Genomic DNA, 21267 nt, shown 5'->3' on the forward strand with positions numbered 1-21267 from the left:
GAGGGGAAGAGGATGTCAAACCCATACGATTTGTTTGTAAATCCGACACCGGCTTTTCGGGGCAAGCCATTTTGGGCATGGAACGGCCAGTTGGAGCGAGAGGAATTGTTAAGGCAAATTCACATTTTTAAAGAAATGGGCTATGGCGGTTTTTTTATGCATTCTCGAACGGGGCTAGCCACCGAATATTTGGGAGAAGAGTGGTTTGAGCTTATCCGGCTTTGCGCCGAGGAAGCCGAGAGGCTGGGTATGGAAGCATGGCTTTATGACGAGGATCGATGGCCAAGCGGTACGGCAGGAGGATTGGTTACCACAGAGCCTCGCTTTCGATTAAAATTTATTTCCTTGCATGTGGAAGCGGCAGAAACCTTTCAATGGCGTGATTCATTAATTGCCGCTTTCTCCTGTCAACTGGAAGGGTTGTCTTATTATAATTGCCGGCAGCTTGCTGTCGGTGAATTGCCTGCAGTAGAGTCCGGTTATGTCGTATTGACGTTTTCTATAGCGGAGATGGAGCAAGAGAGCTTCTATAACGGACATACGTATGTCGATACGTTAAATCGGGAAGCAACGGACAAGTTTCTGGAGCTGACTCATGAGCGATATAAGCAAACATGCGGAGAGCTGTTTGGAAACGCCATTAAAGGTATTTTTACAGACGAGCCGCATAGGGGCGCCCTCATGGATGGGTTCGGCATTACTAACGCGAATCCGGAATGGCATGCACCCTGGACGTACACGTTGTTCCAACAGTTTCAGGAAACCTTCGGTTATGATCTTATCCCGCATTTGCCAGAACTATTTTTATGGCCGGAAGGGAAAAAGATCTCTCAAGTGAAGTGGCATTATGTGGAGCTGCTGCAGGTCATGTTTCTGGACAACTTCGCAAAGCCGATCAACGAGTGGTGCCGAAGCCATAATCTCATCCTTACGGGGCATGTCCTTCACGAAGACAACTTGACGTCGCAGGCTGCGATGTGCGGTTCGGTGATGCGTTATTATGAGCACATGGAGTATCCCGGCGTTGATGTGTTATCGGAGAGCAATTCGAGTCATTGGATTGTAAAACAGCTTTCCTCGGCAGCCAGACAACTAGGCAAAACGTGGCTGTTATCGGAATTGTACGGCTGTACGGGCTGGCAAATGCCGTTGGAGGCGCACAAGGCGGTAGGCAATTGGCAGGCGCTGTTTGGCATCAATTTGCGCTGCCCCCATCTGGCATGGTATACGATGGAAGGCCAAGCAAAGCGAGACTATCCGGCAAGCCTGTCTCACCATTCCGCATGGTGGCGCGACTATAGTTATGTGGAGACCTACTTTTCCCGGTTAGGCGTTGTCATGACGACAGGAAAGCCGATCTGCGATATTTTGGTGCTTAATCCAATCGAGAGTTTATGGTGTCAGGTGTATCCAGGCTGGTCCAAGGGCTTACTTGTCCAATCACCAGAGGTACAGCAGTTGGAGGAGGTTTACAAAGAGACGTTTCAGTGGCTGGCAGGTGCTCAAATCGACTTCGACTACGGGGACGAGGAGATGATGGGGAGAATGGCCCGGGTAGCTGCGGACGAGTCGAACGGAACCATCTTGCAATTGGGGCAATCTGTTTACAGGGCTGTTGTCGTGGCGGGTATGACGACGATGCGTTTATCAACGTTAAAGCTTCTTCATTCGTTTCGGGAGGCAGGGGGAAAGGTCATTTTTGCCGGCGCTCCCCCTGCTTATATCGACGCTATAGAAGATGGCGCTTGTCTGGAGCTGTCCGCAGATTGCATCTCGATACCACTAGCCAAAGAACCATTGATATCCGCTTGTCGCGAAGCCGCTCAACATCGCATATCGGTTGTGGATGCCAACACAGGCATGCCAATCGAAGATATCTATGGCCAGATGAGACGAGACGATAGCACCATCTATGTCGTGCTGATGAATATGAATCGGGAACGTAGGTATCCGAACGTTAGAGTGGGCGTTCAGGCGCAAGGATCAGTAGAAGAGTGGGACTGCGCTTCGGGCGAACGACGGTCGGTAAATGTTGATCGTAGTGGCGGTTTTATCGAGATCGAAGCTTGTTTTGAACCGTCTGGCGAGCATGTGTATGCCATCAGGCTGGAGAAGACGGAGGGCTTGCGTTTGGTGGGGAAATACGAGGATCATATCCTCGGCGAAATCAATGGGCCATTCGCCTATACCTTGGAGGAGTCTAACGTATGCGTGCTTGACCAAGCCTCCTATCGCATAGAGGGCGGCGATTGGAATACAGAATCGGAAATTTTAAAGGTGGATCGTGCCGTTCGCGACACATTGCAGCTCCCCTATCGGGGAGGCGCTATGATTCAGCCGTGGTATAAGCGCAAATATGAAAAAGACGCCACTGCCGCGCGGTGCAGACTTGAATTGAAATTTAGCTTTTTCGTTGAAGAGCTGGGGGCAAACGGTATTTATTTGGTCATGGAACGTCCTGAACGATTCCGTGTGTTATTGAACAATCATGAGCTGGCCATACCAAAACATCCAGATTGGTGGATCGACTTCAGCCTAAAAAAAGTGGAAATACCATTGGACATGCTGAAGGCAGGGGACAATGACATTACCCTTGTCACGGACTTCCATGCGGACTTGGATCTGGAGGCGATCTATTTAGTCGGTATGTTCGGAGTATATCTTAACGGCAATCGTAAACGGCTGGGCAGGCTCCCGGAAAAGCTGGAGGTCGGCTGCCTCACCGGGCAAGGACTTCCTTTTTATAGTGGCGCACTAACTTACCAGATAGAAAAGAATGTGTTTGATTCCATTACAGTCGCCAAAGAGGATGTAGCTAGCGTCATGTTGTCTTTCCCTTCTTTTGCCGGGGCATGCGTGAAAATAAAATCCGCGATTAATAAATCGCCGCGGATGATCGCCTGGCGTCCGTATGAAGCCGATGTCACCTCGGAATGGCGGGAGGGGGAGACCACCCAGGTTGAAGTTGTACTGACGAGAAGAAATACGTTTGGTCCGCTCCACGAAATTCCCTTGTATACGATCGAATATGGGCCATACAGCTTTGTGACAGAAGGAGATCATTTCTCGAATAACTATGAGCTGATTCCATCGGGTCTTCTTGAAGCTCCGCAAATTGTTCGGCGAAAGCTTGTCGAACCGTAACGTCATAGCTGCCAAAAGGAAAACGCTAATAAACCGCAGTGATTGTATAAGATCACTGCGGTTTTGTTTAGTTTGAAGCGGCATTTCGTCTGGAGGAGCGTATTTTGTTTTCGTATTGATTAAATATCAATTCACCGTTGTGCTCCGTCATTAATTTCTCGCGATACGCAGGCCAATTGTGGCCGGATTTGTCCGAAAAGAGCATTTTTACTTGCATCTTATTTTGTGCCGCCCGCATCTCTTCCACATCGATGCCCAGAGGAGGGGTTAGCGTCGTGCCCAAACTTTCGTATACCGGGATTTTCCCGATCATCTGCAACATTCTTTTGTCGCGTTCGGTGACGAGCGGATCGATGACGGTTAATCCCAGAACGTCGGGTCTATTGGGCGTGAAGAAGCTCCATATGTCTACTAGTGTCTCCATATTTTTGTCGTTTGGCTCAAGGGATGGCGAAACAATGGAGATGGTGTTTCCTTTACGCGAATAATGAGTTCCCTCTAAGCCGTAATGGGTCAAAAGAAAACCCTCCTCGCTGGCCAGCCAGTCCAGAATCGCTGCGGTTTTCTTTAATTTCTCCGGATAGAGTCCTGCTGTATTGTTAGAGAAAACAAAGGGATAGCCAGCGGAAACCGCTACTTGCAAGGGTTGATTAATCAATGGATTAAACGGTACCCAGTCGGCTTCAGGATTAATAAACTTTGATCTCGATTGAAGGCTTTCGGGATTGGAATCAAGCGCGAAGTCTGCTGTATCTCCCAAGATTACGCCAACCTTGCCTTGAACAGCCTTTTCGATATGTTTGCTGCCCGAGTTTAGAAACCAATCGGGATCTACCAGTCCTTCGTCGATCATTTTTCGAATATCGTTGACGACATCCCCGACGCGGGGGTCCGTTTGCATATCGACTAATTTATTATTTTCAAAATAATAGGGATAAACAAGCCCATTCTTCCCATACTCCGGCCATTCCTGGGAAATGCTTTTCCCGTTGCCGTATGTCGTAAATCCGTAAGTGTCGTCAATGCCGTTGCCGTCCGGATCCTGATAGGTAAACGCTCGCAGCGCTTCTACATATTGATCGTATGTTTGCGGAACAGCCAAGTGAAATCGATCCAACCAATCCTTGCGGATGTAGTAAACGCGGTATGAGTTGTCATCATACGGAAGAGGAGCTCGTGCGAATTTGTTGTGCACTTGATACTCCCGAAACTCCTTCTCGTCAATCCAATATTGGAAGTAGTTCGGCATCGTGGAAGGTGTTACATAAAAATTCAAATCTGCGAGCACGTTGTCGAGAATATACTGGGCGCCGCCGTCGCTGCTGATGTTCAGCCACATGTCCGGAGGATCGTTGGCCGCAAGCATCTTTGCAATCGCAACGTTGTATTCTTCATCCGGCGCTATGACGGTGAGCTTAAGATTAACATTGAATTTGCTTTCGATTATGGCACTGATAAAATCGCTATCCGATGCAAGCGAATACGACGAAGGAGAACCGCTAATCAAAAAATGAAGATCCAGCCCCTCGGATTTAGCGGAAACATCCTGCCTATCGTTCGTGTTTAGCAAATCAAAACGAAACAGCGCATAAACGCCCAGCAATATCACCGCTGTTGCTGCGATTCCGATTCTACTCCTCCGCATAGACACCCCCCTTTGCCGATGGCGAATTCAATAACTCTTCGACCTGGCCGCATAACGCCTCTTCGTCAATGAACTCGGACCAATATTGCTTTAGAATCGTTTTTAAAGTGAAAAACGAATGTAAAGGCATATTCAAATCCCGATTCATACGAAAAGAGGAGATCGTCTCGCGGAACAAATCGTAGCGCGAAGGTCGATTTAGGCTGTTGGCATCCTCCAAAGGCTCCTCGGCGACCGGCTTCAGCGCGGGCAGGCTGATGGTTTGATTTCGCAAAATACGCTGCGCCCGCGCCGAAGCCAGATAGTCGCTGAAAGCGGCGGCGGCTTGAGGTTGCTTGGAATTCCGGTTTACCGCCACGCCAATGACGTTTAGAAGCGTTCGCGGCTCGAACAAATAAGGGACGGGGGAGATATCATACTGGATATCCAAATCTTTGAAATCGTTTAGCGACGTGTAGGTGGTCAAAATCATTGATACCTTTCCTTGAAGGAACAGCTCGTTGACATCGTCGTTGCTTTCGGACAAATAACGAGGGAAAACCTCGCGATTATTAATCAATTCTTTGCAGAGCCGAATACTTTCTAGCAGAGGAGTGCCATGCAGACGGAATGCGCCCGGCTGTTTCATCGCAAAGTCCATGCAGCTTTGCAGCAAAAAGACGGGCCAGCGATTATCCGACAGCAGATAGAAATAAAAACCGTGCCGCTGGCCAGGGACAGCAAGCGTATGGGCATGCTGTATAATATCTTGCCAGGTCCAGCTGCCGTCGGGTTCAGGCACGTTGGCTTCCTGGAAGTGCGTGCGATGATAGGCCAGCACTAACGGAGAAAAGACGATAGGCTGAGCCAAAAGCGTTTGTCCCTGGGTGAAGGCCCTCTGAGCAAAACGGTATGTATGGGTTTGCGGAACGAGAGGCTGCAGCATATCGATGTCGTCGTTTTCCTCCAAATGCTGAAAGTCGAGATTGTTAATCGTGCACACATCCAGCAGCCCGCTGTTCATATAGTCTTTGACGGTGCCCAAATAATTGGACACCGATTGCAAGGGCAGCGCCTTGACCCGGATTGTCGGATGCAGCTTGCGGAAGTCTTCGATGAGCAAGGGCAGCGCAAAATCCCGCTCGATAGAAGAGCTGTAGCCAAATGATATCGACTGAAAGAAGCCAGGCAATTGCTCCGTCACTCGGCTGCCAACCCGGTCCACTTTGACGATCAAACCTTCCTCAACCAGAGCGTCGAGTCCTTTTCGAGCCGACTTGTTGCTAAGTTGAAATAGTTTTGTGAGCTTAAGCTCGGAGGGCAGCAAATCGCCGGGCGCGTACACCCCGTTTAATATATCGGAACGCAAATGATCGATCATATTTTGCAGCCGAAGCTGATAATTTTTCCGTCCTGGTTGGGGCTGATCGCGATTCATTTTTCATCATCCTTTAGTTTGTCCTCAATCTCCGTTAATCTACTGTATATCATACAACAAATGTTATTTAATGTGCATCAACATCGAATGAACAGGAATGTGCCGGAATGCGATGAATCGGAGAGCCACACCGCGTAATTATACGGGGGAGTGGCTCTTTTTCGTCTGTGAATATGATATATTTGTTCTAGATATGAAAAAGGAGATAGGTCACATCCATGAAGCTCTCGTTAAAGTATTTAATTTTATCAGCGGCACTGCTTTCAATGATTTTCACTCTATTTAGCAGCATCTCATCGGGGTATCGGATCAGCCAGCAAACACTTATTGAAAACACCTTGGAAACTAACCGAGTCTACGCACAAAAACTTGCCAATACAACCGGATGTTTTTTTTAACATGACTCTACAAACCTTGGAACTAAGCTCCAAGGACATTTCGTCATACATGAAAGGAGATCATTATTCCAAGACAAAGCTTCTTCAAGAGGCTGATCGTCTGAAAAAGCAAACAAACACGTTTAACTCTGTTGTGATTGTAGCTGCCGACGGAGAAATTCTCGCGACGTCACCGCAAACGCTGGATGTAGTTGGGAAGCTTCTGGATTCTACGGGCGGACAGGAAGCTTTAAAAGGGAAGCGGCCGCTTATATCGAAGCCCTATTTATCCATAACCGGGCGTTTGATTATTTTCATCTCGCATCCGATCGTAGCTGAAGATGGGGAATATCTTGGTTTAGTTGGCGGCAGCTTGTATTTAAAGGAAGCCAATATTTTGAACATGATATTAGGAGAGCACTTCTACAATGATGGATCTTATGTATACGTTGTAGACGAAGACGGTCGTATTATTTATCATCAAATGCCAAATCGGATCAATGAGCTGGTGTCGCATAACCCGGTCGTGCAAAAACTGATGAACAAAGAAAGCGGAACTGCCCGCGTCTTAAACACACAAGGCATTGATATGCTTGCAGGATATGCCTATGTTCCGTCTGTTGGATGGGGGATTGTATCTCAGAGACCAGCGGCAGTTTCATTAGCCCCCACCTCGGACATGATGAATGGAATGATTGTTAAATCATTACCGTATTTATTGATTTCTTTAATACTTATTTCATTTATTTCCAAGCTGATTGCTCAACCCTTACAAAAACTAGCGCATTTTACGGAGTCAAGCACGGAAAATAATCAAGAGAAAAGTATGCAGAAGGTTAGTACTTGGTATTATGAAGCCATACAATTAAAAAAAGCACTTACCTATAGTCTTGGTTTTTTCCATGATAGAGTCGACTATTTTACTTACCAGTCTAAAACAGATCCTTTGACGAAGCTTGCAAATCGACGGACATTAGATGAACAAACTCAGAAGTGGTCGGAGGATGGGGTGGCATTTTCCGTCATTCTATTAGATGTTGATCATTTTAAGAAGGTTAATGATACCTATGGCCATTCTAAAGGTGACGAAGTTTTGATATTTCTAGCCCAAAAAATGAAGGAAGTATCAGGAGAAAAAGATATTTGTTGCCGCTATGGCGGCGAGGAGTTTGTGTTGCTTCTCCATGACAGGAGTGGCGATGAAGCGTATCAAGTTGCCGAGAAGCTACGAATGCTAGTAGAAAGCACCGTGAGTCCATGTGGTGACACCATTACTATATCGGCCGGCATTGCAGCTTATCCGGCTAGCGCGACTCATCTTGCCCATTTATTCGAATTGGCCGACCAATGCTTATATGAAGCAAAAAATACCGGAAGAAACAAAAGTGTTTTCAAACAACCGTAATGCTTGTTTGCCATTATTTTAGCGATGACTACGATCTTAATATTTGGTATGCTTCGAGAATTGAGATTGGGAGAGGAGCATTCCAAAAAATCCATGCTGGGTAGATTAGCAATAACGACATTTATTGTCGTTTTTTTAGCAAGCGGCGCATTTCAGGCAGCAACAGCTAATAAAGTTCTGCCTTTTGATGATATTAGTACTAGCTACGCACAAAATAAAATCATAAATTTATATAACAAAAAGATGATGACAGGTACGTCGAAAACTAGTTTTTCGCCTACCAGGTCCATTACTAGAGCTGAATTTATTACCGTATTGGATCGCTTGTTGGGGCTTAATCCAGCTGTAAGTCCCGTAACATCTTTTACTGATGTAGCGCTGGACGATTGGTATTATGGCTGGATACAGGCTGCTGTTCAACTAGAACTAGCTAAAGGCATAACAGCTACATCCTTTGCTCCAAAGAGGGCGGTAACGCGGCAAGAGGCGGCGGTCTGGGTAGCAAGAGCTTTGAAACAGAACGGGGAAAGCTCTACTGATCTCCATACAGCTTTTAAGGATGGTAAAGAAATTGCAGACTGGGCAATCGCCTCCGTTGCCGCGGTCCATAAAGCAGGATTAATGAAAGGCGATAATAAGGGGAAGTTCAGACCTTCGGAGCCCATAACAAGGCAGGAAACAGCCGTGCTTATCGATCGAGTGTTACAAAATAAGAGCTGGGCTGCGGAGCTTAAGGCGTTGCCGGAAAAAAGAATCGTTATCGGATGGCAGTATGCCCAGACAAGGGAACAATATCAGAACAATATTTTGAAATCGAATGTAAACACGTTATCACCTCGCTGGTATTTCGTAGGGGAAACAGGTGAATTGTCCGATTCTACAGACACGAAGCTTATTACATGGGCGAAGCAGAATGACAAGCAGATTTGGGCAATGGTTGGCAATCGATCCGATCAATCAGCTACCCACCTTATGTTGTCTGATTCTACAGTAAGAAATAAAGTTGTTGAGCAATTATCGGAAATCGTGAAGCGTTACGACCTGGAAGGACTTAATATTGATTTCGAGAACGTCGCCCCAAAGGATCGCGCATTATTTACGACATTCATTACTTCTTTAGCGGAGCAGCTGCATACGCTTGGGGCAGTGCTCTCCATTGATGTGTCTCCCGATCTTGGCACGGATTGGACGGAAGCATTCGACTATGCCGCGCTTGGCAAGCAAGCGGATTATGTCGTGATGATGGGATACGATGAGCATTATGGGGGAAGCTTATACCCAGGCTCGAATGCTTCGTTGCCGTATGACGAACATGCCATTGATACACTCCTTAAGGTCGTACCAAGCGGGAAGGTAATTCTCGCCCTCCCTTTCTATAATCGGGATTGGACCTTAAATGAGAATGGCACCGTTTCAACCTCCGAATTTATTACCCTTACCCAACAAAATCAGAAGATCAAAACCTACGCACTTAAGCCCGTATGGAATGAAGCAATAGGGCAATATGTGGCTAGTTATATGATGCAGTCTTTGAAGCATACGATCTGGTTTGAGGATGCTCGTTCCCTAATAACCAAATATCGCCTAGCCGTAGACAAAAAATTAGCTGGGGTAGCCTATTGGTATATTGGCGGTGAAAGTGAGGATATATGGGCAAGCTTAAGCAATGCGGAGACCTATTATGATTATTCGTTCTCAAAGTAGGGCGAGCTCCGCATCAGGTTTATAACATGATAGGGTGCCCTGGCCAAATTAATGGCTTTGGGACACCCTCTTTAAGGATTGTTAAATAACGCAACGTATTTATTTCGTATAGTTATCGAAATAACCTTGAATAAAGACGATAGGCGTACCTTTATCTCCGCTTCCGGAAGTTAAATCGGATAAGGATCCAATAAGATCAGTAAGCTTTCGGGGTGTAGTGCCTTGCGCTTCCATTGAACCTGTAAGATCTGAATTTTTATTGTTAATGTATTGCGATATAGCATCTTTCAGTTCCTGGCCTCTTAGCTCAGCAAAATTATTATCGGCAAGATATTTTAACTTCACTTCATTAGGGGTTCCGTCCAGTCCTGCTGTGTAGGCGGGCGATACTACAGGGTCAGCAAGCTCCCATATTTTACCTACGGGATCTTTGAAGGCGCCATCTCCATAAACCATGACTTCCAGGTTTTTTCCAGTTACTTCTTTGAGCCTCTGTTGTATTGCATCAACTACAGGCTGGCAATTACGCGGGAAAAGCTTCACGCTGCTTTCTGTCGATTTATTTGAGCCCAGCAAACCATAAGCTTCGTTATATCCGCTGCCATCAATAGACTCAGACAGTATATTGTCAAGGCTATAAACGTTGACTCCGCCATTTGCTTTTAGTATTCTCTTTGTTCTGAATCGTGTATGTATATCACAAGCTAGAACATGTTTTGTGTAATTCAAAATGGTTTTTGGATTATTGGAGAAAATAACCTCGCATTCCACGCCATATGCTTCAACTAATGATTTATAATAATCGATATAATCAACACCGGTAAACGTATGCTTATTAAATCCAAAATAATCGCGGAATTGTTTTTCAGTCAAAACATCTGTCCATGGATTAACTCCCTTTTCATCAAGCATGTCAATATCAACTAAGTGATTACCAACCTCATCAGATGGATAGCTTAGCATTAAAACAATCTTCTTAGCGCCTTTTGCAATCCCGCTGAGACAGTTCGCAAATCGATTGCGGCTTAAGATCGGGAATATGACTCCCACAGTCTCTTCTCCAAATTTCGAACGAACATCTTTGGCAATATTGTCGATAGTCGCATAATTACCTTGCGCACGAGCAACAATGGACTCAGTAATCGTAACGATATCTTTATCATTTATTGTGAACCCTTCGGCTTCGGAAGCTTTCAACACACTTTCTACAACGATTTCCTCTATAATGTCCCCCTGATTTATAATAGGGCAACGTAGTCCTCTAACGACGGTTCCAACCATTCTTTCCACATGGATCGCTCCTTACTACAATATAAAGTTTAGTTATGTTGTGCATCTCACTGTACTATACATGTGTTTATTGGTAGAAGTAAAATGAATATTCCTAATACTAGGGATAAGCGGGGATTATATGGTGACAAGCGAATTTTAGTTTGGTTTCACTCACCACCACTCTGATGTATATCGTTCGCAAAAACCATTTAGTGTACATCAATGTTAGTGAAAATATAAAATATACGATTATAGATTGACGAAATAGCTTAAATCCTGTACTTTAATGTTAGATAAATACATCAGTTTATACATCAGATATGGATTTGTTTATCTTATTTCAAGCGTATATACAGCAGTTAAAAGAGATTGGAGGATTTACGATGATTAAAGTGGGAATGATCGGATGCGGCAACTTGGGACGAACGCATGCCAAATGTATCGCTGAGCTTGAGGGAATAAGGCTGTCAGGCTGTTTCGACGTTTACAAGCCAAGCGCAGAAAAATTGATGGAGGAGTTTGGCGCAGATTATGCGACGGATGATCCCGATCAACTGTTTAATGATCCATCGATAGACGTTGTGTATGTGTGTACCATGCATGATACGCATGCCGAATACTGCATCCGTGCTATGGAGAGCGGCAAGCATGTGCTCGTAGAGAAACCTCTGGCGATGACGGTAGAGGAATGTGTGGCTGTGGGAGAAACGGTAAAGCGTACAGGCAAAATGTTATTTACGGCGTTTAAGATGAGATACTACGAGATGTTGTGGAAGGCGAAAGAATTGATCCCTAATCCTATTATGGTGACCATGCAAATGATGGACAGCAGATGGGGGGACGGCATATGGCCCAATGATCCCGTTAAAGGCGGAGGCAACGTCATCAGCCAAGGATGCCACTCCACCGATATTATGCGATTTATGGCAGGAGGCGATCCGGTAGAGGTATATGCGGCTGGCGGCAACTACTATCAACCGAGCGGCGTTGTTGACAACCTGGTTGCCGTCTATCGATTCGACAACGGCGCGGCGGGCTGTTTGGTCCAGGGCGATAGCGATTGTCCCCCATTAACGAGCAAGTTTTTTATGCAAATGTTTGCAGAAGGCAAATCGATTACCATATCCGATCGTCTCACTACTTTGACCTATACCGAGGCAGGAAAAGAGCCGCAAGTATTCCAAGGCACGGAAAGCGGGTTTATGGAAGAAAATCGAGCGTTTCTAAAATGCTTGCAGGAAAACGCCAAAGCGACAATCGATCATGTGGACGGCTTATACGCCACGCTGATGATCTTGCAAGCGATTGCTTCGCTGGAAAGCGGCAAGCCGGAGCTGATTCAAGCCGTAGTCGAGGAGTCCATAAGCGAGAGGGTTAACCAAGGATAGGGAAGGTCGTATTGACGGGGAGAGCTTATCGATTGGAGGATAAAAAATGATAACAATCGCCGAATCCAAGCATCTATCGATCCAAGAACCTTTGCTGGAACCTTTCGGATTTAAAGGGGACTACTTGACGGAGTTATGGCAATCGGTGGCAGGGCTTTGTTCTCAAGACGGCGCCCTCGGCATCGGAGTAGGCGTTCAAAGCGTCTTATGGTCCGACGACCGGGTATTTTCGCAATATGGAGAGCAAACCGGCAACGCTTTGATGGCTAATGCGACCCAATATGCATTGATGCTTGCGGAGCACTCGGAATTTGATACGCCAATTGATTTAATGGATCGATTATTTCCGGAAGTGCATGCATTCGCGCAACGAAGTGTTGGAAGGGAAGATCTTCGTGCGACCTTTGCTCTGAATTCGCTTGTTGCCTTGGATCAAGCGGCTTGGTCCTTGTACAGCAAAGGCAAGGGCGCGGGAGGCGGCTTCCAGGAGTTGGTTCCTGAGCCATACCGTTCGGCCTTATCGGCTCGGCAGCAACAGCTAGGGTGCATCCCTCTTGTGTCTTACAATCTGTCAGAAGAGAAGATTGAACAGATTCTTGGAGAAGGTTATTTTATTTTGAAAATTAAAATCGGCGCCGATCCCGAACAAAACGGGGATCCTGCCAAAATGCTGGAATGGGACAAACAGAGGCTGTCACAGATCCACCGCATTGCTTCTCGCTTCGATACGCCATACACGCAGAACGGGAAAATCGCTTATTACTTGGATGCCAATGGCAGGTATGACGGGAAAGGTCGCATGATAAGTTTCCTGGAACATGCCGATCGGATAGGCGCACTGGAGAGCATAGTGCTGCTTGAGGAGCCGTTTAACGAAACGAATGTTATCGATGTGTCGGATTTGCCCGTTCGATTTGCAGCCGACGAAAGCATCCATAACGAAAGTGATGCGCAACTGAGGATTGAGATGGGTTATAAGGCGATTGCGCTTAAGCCGATCGCTAAGACGATGAGCATGAGTTTAAAAATCGCTAAGCTAGCTCGCGATAGAGGTATTCATTGTTTCTGCGCCGATCTAACCGCTAATCCCGTATTAGCGGATTGGAACAAAACATTGGCCGCTCAGTTGCCTCCGCTTCCCGAATTAAAGATCGGCGTTTTAGAAGCGAACGGTCAACAGAACTACCGCAATTGGGAACGGATGAAAAGCTGGCATCCCTATTCCGATGCGTCATGGATTACACCTGATAAAGGACTTTTTACATTGGACGATTCTTTTTTTAACGTACTGGGAGGGGCGCTTGAAATAGGCTCCGAATACGAAAATCGCTTATATGGCAGAGGTGGGCAAACGAAATGACATCATTAAAAATCGGTTTGGTGGACCTCGATACATCACATCCTGGCAGCTTTGTCCCCATTGTTCGCGAGATGGGACATCACGTCACCGGAGTGTTCGATAGCGGAACGATCTATCCTCCTGGATATGCTTCTACATTTGCCCGCGAGCATGGCATTGATCATGCTTGCGAAACGATAGAAGAGCTGGTCGAGCGGGTAGATGCGGTGTTTATTCACAGCTGCGATTGGGATTTGCATGTCCAACACGCAAGGCCTTTTATAGAAGCGGGGAAAGCCGTATTTATCGACAAACCTTTAGCCGGCAACGCCAGGGACCTGCAGCAGCTCATCGATTGGGGCAAGGATGGCGCCATACTTACAGGCGGATCTGCACTCCGTTATTGCAATGAAGTGAAAGAGTGGAGAGAAAGAGGCATAGGAACGGAAGAATGGGTGTATGGACTTGTCGGCTGCGCGGTAGATGAATTTAACTACGGTATTCATGCTTATGCCATGCTTCATGGTCTTATGGGAGCGGGGATCGAATCGGCCAGATACGTGGGGGAGACCACACAGCAACAGATCGAGCTGGCTTGGAAAGACGGCAGGCGCGCAATGGTGAGCATCGGGAAGACTTCGGGTTACTTGCCTTTTTACGCCTCGATAACGACGCAAAAACAAGTCGAGTTTATAAAGGCGGACAATAATCGCTTATATCAAGCCATATTGGAAAACGTTCTGCCTTACATGGCGGGAGAAGCGCCGTCGCCGATCTCGCTCGATGAGCTGGCAGAGGCGGAAATGGCAGCAATTGCTGCCAAAATGTCTGCGGAACGGGACGGGGCGCTTATCCGTATTCAAGATATTCCATTAAGCGAAGTTGGCTATAACGGAGGTTTGTTTGCGCAACAGTACAAAGCGATGAAATTTCCCGATCAGAAGTGAGTTTCGGCGGCTCTTAGGATGAGGTTCCACCTATCTTAAGAGCTTTTTGTTATTAAAACGCCGATTGGTGAATCCGACGATATTGAAGCGGCGTGTGTCCATAAAGTGCTTTAAAGGATTTGTAGAAGTAGCCCAAATTATGAAAGCCAGCCTCCAGGGAAATGTCGAGAATGCTCCAGTCGGAGCGGAGCAGCAGATTTTCCGCATATTGAAGCTTTACGCGATTCAAGTATTGGAGGGGAGTCAACTGCTCCCATTGCTGGAACACACGGCAAAGATGCGCATGGGATTTGCCGGATAAGCTCAACATGGCAGCGATTCCCTCGTGGAAGCAAGCGGGATTTTTTATTTGCAAGCAGAGCTGTACAAACCAAGGGGGACGTTCGTCGGGCTTGGCGACAACGTTGGGCATCATATGGCTGACATATACCTCCGACAACAGGGAACGCAATTCTGTACGAAACCACCGTTTGTCATGCTGGGGGATACGATAGAGCTTTTCCATACGGCGTTGCAACAGCAGCTTATCCTGTTGGGAAAGCCGAACGGCAGCGGGATAAGGAGCGGACAAAAAAGCATCTTGCGGGAAACCATCGCCCAGATAGGCGAACAGCTCCATGACCGTCTTGCTGTAATAGGAGAGATTGATGAGACGGAAATCCTGGCCAGGAAGCTTCTCGTAGAAATGAATATCCTGAGGTCTCATAAAAACCAGCGAGCCTTCGTCCAACTGCTCCTTTTTTCCATTGATCCAATGACAGACCGAGCCTGACGTGATCAGAAAAAATTCAAAGAAGTCGTGCGTATGCGGTCCAGCCGTATTTCCGATGCCCCTAAGATCGCGATAATGTCCTTCCGCTTCCTCGTCAATTCCACCTTCCGCTCTGAACAGCTGAATGGGGCTCTCCATTGCTCATCCTCTCCCTTCGATCAATACAGTATAATTCTATCATGAGTGCCGTTGCTTTAAAGTCCTGTTTTTAAAAGGAAAATCTTATATCCGTAAATGAAAGTTTACACAAATGTCAATCTAGCGTAGTCGATGAGAAATATCGGCAGGATTTCCCACACATCGCCATGGTAAGATCATAGCTGATTCAAGCGATGAGATGGAGGCCGATGACAGATGCTGCTGCTGCAAAAACGCGAGCAATTTGAACAAAACAAAGTGATCTATGAAAGCGCAAAGCTAACTTTCCATGGGGTGGAAGGTTTCGATGTTTATAATGTTTCGATTCCTTTTGTATGGCGGGACCGGTCGTATATTTACGGTCGTGTAGAAAGACGGGGCGAATGGGCGCGTTCGTGGGTTCGTCTGTTCGAGCAGATTGGACCGGACGAATGGATGCTGGCGCCGGACAGCATGAGCTATCAGCTTGAGGACCCGTATGTAAGCATAATCGACGACCGGGTCGTTATGGGCGGGACGCATGTACGTTATCGGCAAGGCCAGGTCGACACCTATTTCGGATATTTTTATAGAGGCACGGAGTTGGATGACCTGTACTACTTCACAACCGGCCCTGAATATATGAAGGATATTCGTCTGGTGCAATTGATGGATGGACGAATCGGCGTGTTTTCACGGCCAAGGAGCGAGGACATCCGGCGGGAATTCGGCAGCGAATCGATGATCGGATTTACGATTATTGACCATCTGGACGAGCTGACGGCGGAGTCGATCGAACGTGCGCGCTATATTCCAGGACTGTTCGCCCGGGATGAATGGGGCGGCTGCAATCAAGCTTACAGCCTGGACAGCGGGAAGATTGGCGTAATCGGACATATTTGCTATAAGACATATGCGGCGGACGGTCAGATGCAGCAGGTTTACATGAATTTTTCGTTTGTATTCGATGTAGACAATCATGTGGCTCTGGATCAAAAAATTATTGGCACTCGGAGCTGCTATCCCGACGGTCCAAGCAAAAAGCCCGATTTGACCGATTGCACCTTCACCTCGGGTATTGTGCTGCGCGAGGACGGCAGATGCGATCTGTATGCGGGAATCGGCGATACGGAGGCCGGCCGCATCGTGATCGATTATCCGTTCGAAGGATATGGGAGAATGATAAGCCCGAGATGACTGTCCGCAAGGATAGTCTTTTTTCTTGTCAATCAGCCATGACGGTGTCATTATGGTGGGTAGACTGAAGTTGCAGCGAAGCCAACATTGGGTTGCATTGGAAGGCGGGGGAGAAGCAGATGAGACGTATCAGAGAGAAGATAGTACCCAAATCGATTTTTTTTCGGTTTTTTATTTCATTCGTGGTACTGCTGGTTGTCGTAGCCTTGACGATTGCCGCGTTGCTGTTCCAAGCCTTCTCGAAAGGTTCGGCAGCGCAAATTAATGATATCGCGCAGAAACGGTTGGAGCAAAGCTCTGCCATTCTGGAGCATATATCCGAGCAGGCTCGTCTGATTACGCTGCAACTGTCATTGGATCCTTACATTATTCAAGTGATAAACGGGAGAGAGGCGGACAGCGACTACTTCCTGAAGGCGGAGGCGATGCGCAGGCTTAATGATCTGCTGATTACGAATACCACTCTGTATTCTATCGCCCTGTACAATGGTCAAAGCGGCATATGGACGGGGACGGATCGGGATAAAATGTACGCCGAAACGGATACGATCGCCTGGCTGCAGGAGGAGAATGTGCAAAGTCTGGGGCAACTGTTGCCCCGCAAGCTTAGGGTCAATCCGGCCGAAGGCGAAGCGGATCATGTCTATACGGTATTTTATTATGACCGGGATGCAAACAATCGGGAAATCTCAAGCGCGATTATAGTCAATGTGACGCTGGACGGATTTGTCCCGGTTCGGGATAAGCAGACCCTTGATATGAATCTACTAGTGCTGGACGGGCAGGGGCAGGCGGTATATTCGCCATATGAGAGCGGCTTTCTGGAGGACATGTCGGGCAGAAGCGATGTGAGGCGCATCATGTCTGAGCAGACCGGCGGCAATTTTATTTCCATGGAGAATAAGCAGAAGACGCTGGTATCCTCGATCTATTCGGAGTCATTGGGCTGGTATCTGGTATCGATGCTTCCTTATGAGACTGCTACGGCCGAAATATCGGATATACGCCGTACGGCCATCACGGCCTGCTTGCTGTTGCTGCTGCTGGCTCTGGGAGCATCGGCTGTGCTGAGCGGCATGCTGTCTTCGCCATTGTCGAAGCTTGCGCGGAAGGCGCAGCGCTTTCAACTGCCGAATGAAGAGGCAATGTCGGACGAGAAGCTGGGCGAAATGGAAATATTGACCCGTTTCTACGCCAATGTAACGACAAGGTTCGAACAGTTGGAGGCAACTAACCGATTGTCGCGCGTAACGATGAAAGCAGAATATTTGAAGGAGCTGCTGCAAGGCAATCGGCAGCCCGAGCAGTCCGATTGCGATACCTTCCAGCTGCGTCTGGATATTATGGGCAGCGATCAGTTGCGCGTGGTTGTAGTCAGGCCGGACAGTCTGCGAGAGCTGAAGGAGCACCGGGCCGAGATGGATTTTCGTGTAAGCGCAGTTCTGTACAGCTTGACAGAACAGTATATGCATGCCCGAATCCGATGCGAGGTTGTGAGATTGGAGCAGGAAACGGTGCTTCTGTTGGGCGGCGAGGAGAGTGAATGTCCGTCGATGCTGGAGCTGCTGAAGAGCCTGCAGCAAGAGATCGCGGAGGCATACGGCATATCGACCACCGTTGGCGTCGGCCTCCCTGTTGCCGCCGGTTCGGGAATCGGAGAAGCCTATTTGACAGCGAGGGAAGCGGTCCACTATCGTTTGACGCAAGGAACGGGGCATATATTGGTGTACGAGCAACTGCTTAGAGAGGCGGAGACGGAATTTGAATACCCGCAGTCCAGGCAGAAGCAACTGCTTGAAGTCATCCGGTCGGGCAAGGAAGCGGCTGTCGATGCGGCGGTTGCGGAAGTATTTGACGTTTTTCGCGAGGCTCCGTATTCGATGATTCGCACTTCCGTTCACTTTTTGCTGTTTTCGATTGTGAGCGCCAATGCCAATTCCGTCGTTTCCACCGCCTCTGCCGCCTTTATGAATATGCTTGAGCGTCTGCAACAAATGGAAACGCTGTCAGAGATAGAGGAGTGGTTTGTTCATTTCTGCAAGGATACCATCCATCGGACAAAGGAAAGCAAGCAGCACAGCAGGTCGGATTTGGCGGACAAGATCGCCGAATTTCTGGAGGAGCAATACGGCAATTCAAACCTCTCGATTGAGGTGGTTGCCGAGCGCTTTGGTTATAACGGCATTTATTTCGGCAGATTGTTCAAGGAACTGTTTAATCAATTGTTTCTGGAATACGTGACGCAGCTGAGAGTTCGCAAGGCGAACGAATTTCTGACGGGCTCCAGGCTGACGGTCAAGGAGATCGGGGAAAAGGTCGGTTTTCTAAACGCCTCCTACTTTGTCACATGGTACAAGAAGCAAACGGGATTGGCGCCTACCGAATATCGCAAAAGCCAATCGCACTAACCGAGAGACGCCCGCAGGGGCGTTTTTTCGTTTGTTTTGCGATATATCCGCGGAATCTGTGATTTTCTAAAGCGAAAAGCTATAGTTTTCTAAACAATATTTAGTTTGTTAACTTGTTGCCCCCAACTGGAAGCGCTATATTTTAGTCTGTCAGCAGCAAGCAGATACAAAAAATGAGGTGTGCCGGATGGTGAAGTCTGCAAAATGGTTTATGACGGATTTGATAAAAAACAGGTTTTTGTACGTATTGGTTCTGCCGGGAATTGTGTTTTTTCTATTATTCAATTATTTGCCCATGGCCGGAATTATTGTCGCTTTTAAGGAATACCGCATGGATTTGGGCATCTTCGGAAGCCCTTTTAACGGCCTCGATAATTTCCGTTTTCTTACGGTGGATACGGCCTCCGTGCTCAAGGTAATCTTCAATACGTTGTTCCTGAACATTCTGTTTATCGGCATCGGCACATCGCTTGCGGTTATCACGGCTATTCTGATCAATGAGATCCGATTGACCTGGTTCAAAAAATTATCGCAATCGCTGATCATTCTTCCCAACTTTATATCCTGGATCATTGTTGCCGTCTTCGCTTACAATTTCCTGAATACCGACTTCGGCATCTTGAACGGATGGCTGAGCAATCTCGGATTGCCCCGTATAAGCTGGTACAGCAGCGCCGAGTGGTGGCCGGCCATTCTCGTGCTATTGTATGTCTGGAAGTCGGCGGGCTTCAGCAGCATTATTTATTTGGCGGCGATTACGGGTATTGATCAGGAGCAATATGAATCGGCCGAGCTTGACGGGGCGAACAAACTGCAGCAAATCCGGCATATTACGATTCCCGGCATTTCCAAAACGATTATTATTTTGCTGCTGCTCGCGATCGGACGCATCTTCTACGGCGACTTCGGCATGATATACGGACTGGTGGGGGATAACAGCCTGCTCTTCTCCACAACGGATGTCATCGATACGTATGTATTCCGGGCGCTGCGCACGCTGAACGATGTGGGAATGTCTTCGGCGATCGGTCTGCTGCAATCGTTTATCGGCTTTCTATTTGTGTTTGCGGCCAATGCCGTTGTGCGAAAATATGATAAAGATTCCGCCTTATTCTAATAGAGGTTGATTTTTTGAACATGCACTAATAGCTTGCAATCAGACTGGAGTTGTGACCGATGAAAGCGTACACGATAAGCGACAAATTAGTGGCGTGGTTGGCCTATGTGGCGATTGGTTTGTTCGTCATTGCCGCCATTATCCCGTTTATGACGATCGTTTCTACGTCCTTGACGGACGAGCTGTATATTCGCGCTAACGGTTTTGATATTTTCCCCCATGCGATTACGCTGGACGCCTACAAATATGTGCTTGGCCGCGGCTCCTCGATTCTGGGCGCCTATCAGGTTACGCTGTTCGTGACCTTTGCAGGCACAGCCTTCAGCCTGTTGCTTACGACGATGATGGCCTTTGCGCTGTCCAGGCGCGAATGGAGGATGAGCGTGCCGATCTCGTTTTTCGTCTATTTCACGATGTTGTTTAACGGCGGAATTGTACCCTGGTACATTGTGACCACCAAGTATTTGCATCTTTATGACAGCCTGGCTGCGCTTATCGTGCCGTATGCGATCAATGCGTTTAATCTGATTGTGCTCCGCAGCTTTTTCTCGACGATTGACAACGCTATATTCGAGGCGGCGAGAATAGACGGGGCGAATGACATCAAGCTGCTGTTCAACATCGCTTTGCCGCTTGCGATGCCGGGGCTGGCGACGATTGGCCTGTTTTATTCGATCAGCTATTGGAACGACTGGTGGCTTGCCCTGATGCTCGTCAGCGATCGCGAGCTGTACCCGTTGCAGCTTCTCATCCGGGCGATTACGTCCAATATTTCGTATGCCGCATCCAGCGGGGTGAACTCCTCGATTGCCGCCGCCGCAATTCCGAAGGAAGGCGTGAAGATGGCAACGACGGTGCTGACGATTGGTCCCATCATTTTGCTGTATCCGTTCCTGCAGCGCTATTTCGTTAAGGGCTTGACAATCGGAAGCGTGAAGGGCTAGCAGAGATTCAATCGAATATGCAATCCGCAAGGATTTGTATAGATCATGCTTTTACAATAATTCGGGAGGTCAAA

The 21267-nt window shown here is 47.6% G+C and carries 14 protein-coding genes; 10 read left to right on the forward strand and 4 right to left on the reverse strand.

Annotation, left to right across the window (positions count from 1 at the left end; all coding sequences use genetic code 11):
- Window positions 1–12 precede the first annotated feature (12 nt).
- Entirely contained in the window at window positions 13–3144 is a 3132-nt protein-coding gene (locus B1748_RS25390; RefSeq protein WP_087570739.1) for a glycosyl hydrolase family 2 protein, read from the forward strand.
- A gap of 67 nt (window positions 3145–3211) precedes the next feature.
- On the opposite strand, the gene B1748_RS25395 is transcribed toward B1748_RS25390, so the two are convergent.
- A complete protein-coding gene (locus tag B1748_RS25395) occupies window positions 3212–4789 on the reverse strand; it encodes an extracellular solute-binding protein (RefSeq protein ID WP_087570740.1) in 1578 nt (525 codons plus the stop codon).
- On the reverse strand, window positions 4776–6206 hold the full coding sequence (locus B1748_RS25400; RefSeq protein ID WP_087570741.1) for an extracellular solute-binding protein: 1431 nt from the start codon (window positions 6204–6206) through the stop codon (window positions 4776–4778). The genes B1748_RS25395 and B1748_RS25400 overlap by 14 nt, the downstream gene beginning before the upstream one ends.
- Window positions 6207–6653: 447 nt before the next feature.
- Here B1748_RS25400 and B1748_RS25405 point away from each other — a divergent pair, with 447 nt between their 5' ends.
- Together B1748_RS25405 and B1748_RS25410 are read left to right on the forward strand one after the other, a co-directional pair.
- Window positions 6654–7988 (forward strand): sensor domain-containing diguanylate cyclase, encoded by a 1335-nt coding sequence (locus tag B1748_RS25405; RefSeq protein WP_256975925.1) that lies wholly within the window; start codon window positions 6654–6656, stop codon window positions 7986–7988.
- A gap of 93 nt (window positions 7989–8081) precedes the next feature.
- Window positions 8082–9692, forward strand: coding sequence for an S-layer homology domain-containing protein (locus B1748_RS25410; RefSeq protein ID WP_179215825.1), 1611 nt, complete (start codon window positions 8082–8084; stop codon window positions 9690–9692).
- Between the two features lie 99 nt (window positions 9693–9791).
- On the opposite strand, the gene B1748_RS25415 is transcribed toward B1748_RS25410, so the two are convergent.
- A complete protein-coding gene (locus B1748_RS25415) occupies window positions 9792–10982 on the reverse strand; it encodes a coenzyme F420-0:L-glutamate ligase (RefSeq protein WP_087570743.1) in 1191 nt (396 codons plus the stop codon).
- A gap of 365 nt (window positions 10983–11347) precedes the next feature.
- Here B1748_RS25415 and B1748_RS25420 point away from each other — a divergent pair, with 365 nt between their 5' ends.
- The 3 genes from B1748_RS25420 to B1748_RS25430 are packed head-to-tail and all read left to right on the forward strand — an operon-like array spanning window position 11348 to window position 14638.
- Entirely contained in the window at window positions 11348–12352 is a 1005-nt protein-coding gene (locus B1748_RS25420) for a Gfo/Idh/MocA family protein (RefSeq protein ID WP_179215826.1), read from the forward strand.
- A 46-nt stretch (window positions 12353–12398) separates the two neighbouring features.
- Window positions 12399–13712 carry an enolase-like domain-containing protein gene (locus B1748_RS25425; protein ID WP_087570745.1) on the forward strand — a complete coding sequence of 438 codons (1314 nt, stop codon included), beginning with the start codon at window positions 12399–12401 and terminating at the stop codon, window positions 13710–13712.
- Complete coding sequence (locus tag B1748_RS25430) at window positions 13709–14638, forward strand: Gfo/Idh/MocA family protein (protein WP_087570746.1); 930 nt, start codon at window positions 13709–13711, stop codon at window positions 14636–14638. The genes B1748_RS25425 and B1748_RS25430 overlap by 4 nt, the downstream gene beginning before the upstream one ends.
- A gap of 52 nt (window positions 14639–14690) precedes the next feature.
- Here B1748_RS25430 and B1748_RS25435 read toward each other — a convergent pair whose 3' ends face one another.
- Complete coding sequence (locus B1748_RS25435) at window positions 14691–15548, reverse strand: AraC family transcriptional regulator (protein WP_087570747.1); 858 nt, start codon at window positions 15546–15548, stop codon at window positions 14691–14693.
- A 216-nt stretch (window positions 15549–15764) separates the two neighbouring features.
- Between B1748_RS25435 and B1748_RS25440 the strand changes: the two genes are divergently transcribed.
- The 4 genes from B1748_RS25440 (at window position 15765) to B1748_RS25455 (ending at window position 21193) form a co-directional block, all read left to right on the forward strand.
- On the forward strand, window positions 15765–16724 hold the full coding sequence (locus B1748_RS25440; protein WP_087570748.1) for a DUF1861 family protein: 960 nt from the start codon (window positions 15765–15767) through the stop codon (window positions 16722–16724).
- Window positions 16725–16843: 119 nt separating this feature from the next.
- Window positions 16844–19132, forward strand: a complete 2289-nt coding sequence (locus B1748_RS25445) for an AraC family transcriptional regulator (RefSeq protein WP_087570749.1) — start codon at window positions 16844–16846, stop codon at window positions 19130–19132.
- Between the two features lie 187 nt (window positions 19133–19319).
- On the forward strand, window positions 19320–20249 hold the full coding sequence (locus B1748_RS25450) for an ABC transporter permease (protein WP_087570750.1): 930 nt from the start codon (window positions 19320–19322) through the stop codon (window positions 20247–20249).
- Between the two features lie 59 nt (window positions 20250–20308).
- Window positions 20309–21193: a carbohydrate ABC transporter permease gene (locus B1748_RS25455; RefSeq protein WP_087570751.1), complete on the forward strand. Its 885-nt coding sequence runs from the start codon at window positions 20309–20311 to the stop codon at window positions 21191–21193.
- Window positions 21194–21267: the final 74 nt, after the last annotated feature.

It is taken from the genome of Paenibacillus sp. MY03 (genome assembly GCF_002165585.1).
GTDB lineage: Bacteria > Bacillota > Bacilli > Paenibacillales > Paenibacillaceae > Pristimantibacillus > Pristimantibacillus agaridevorans.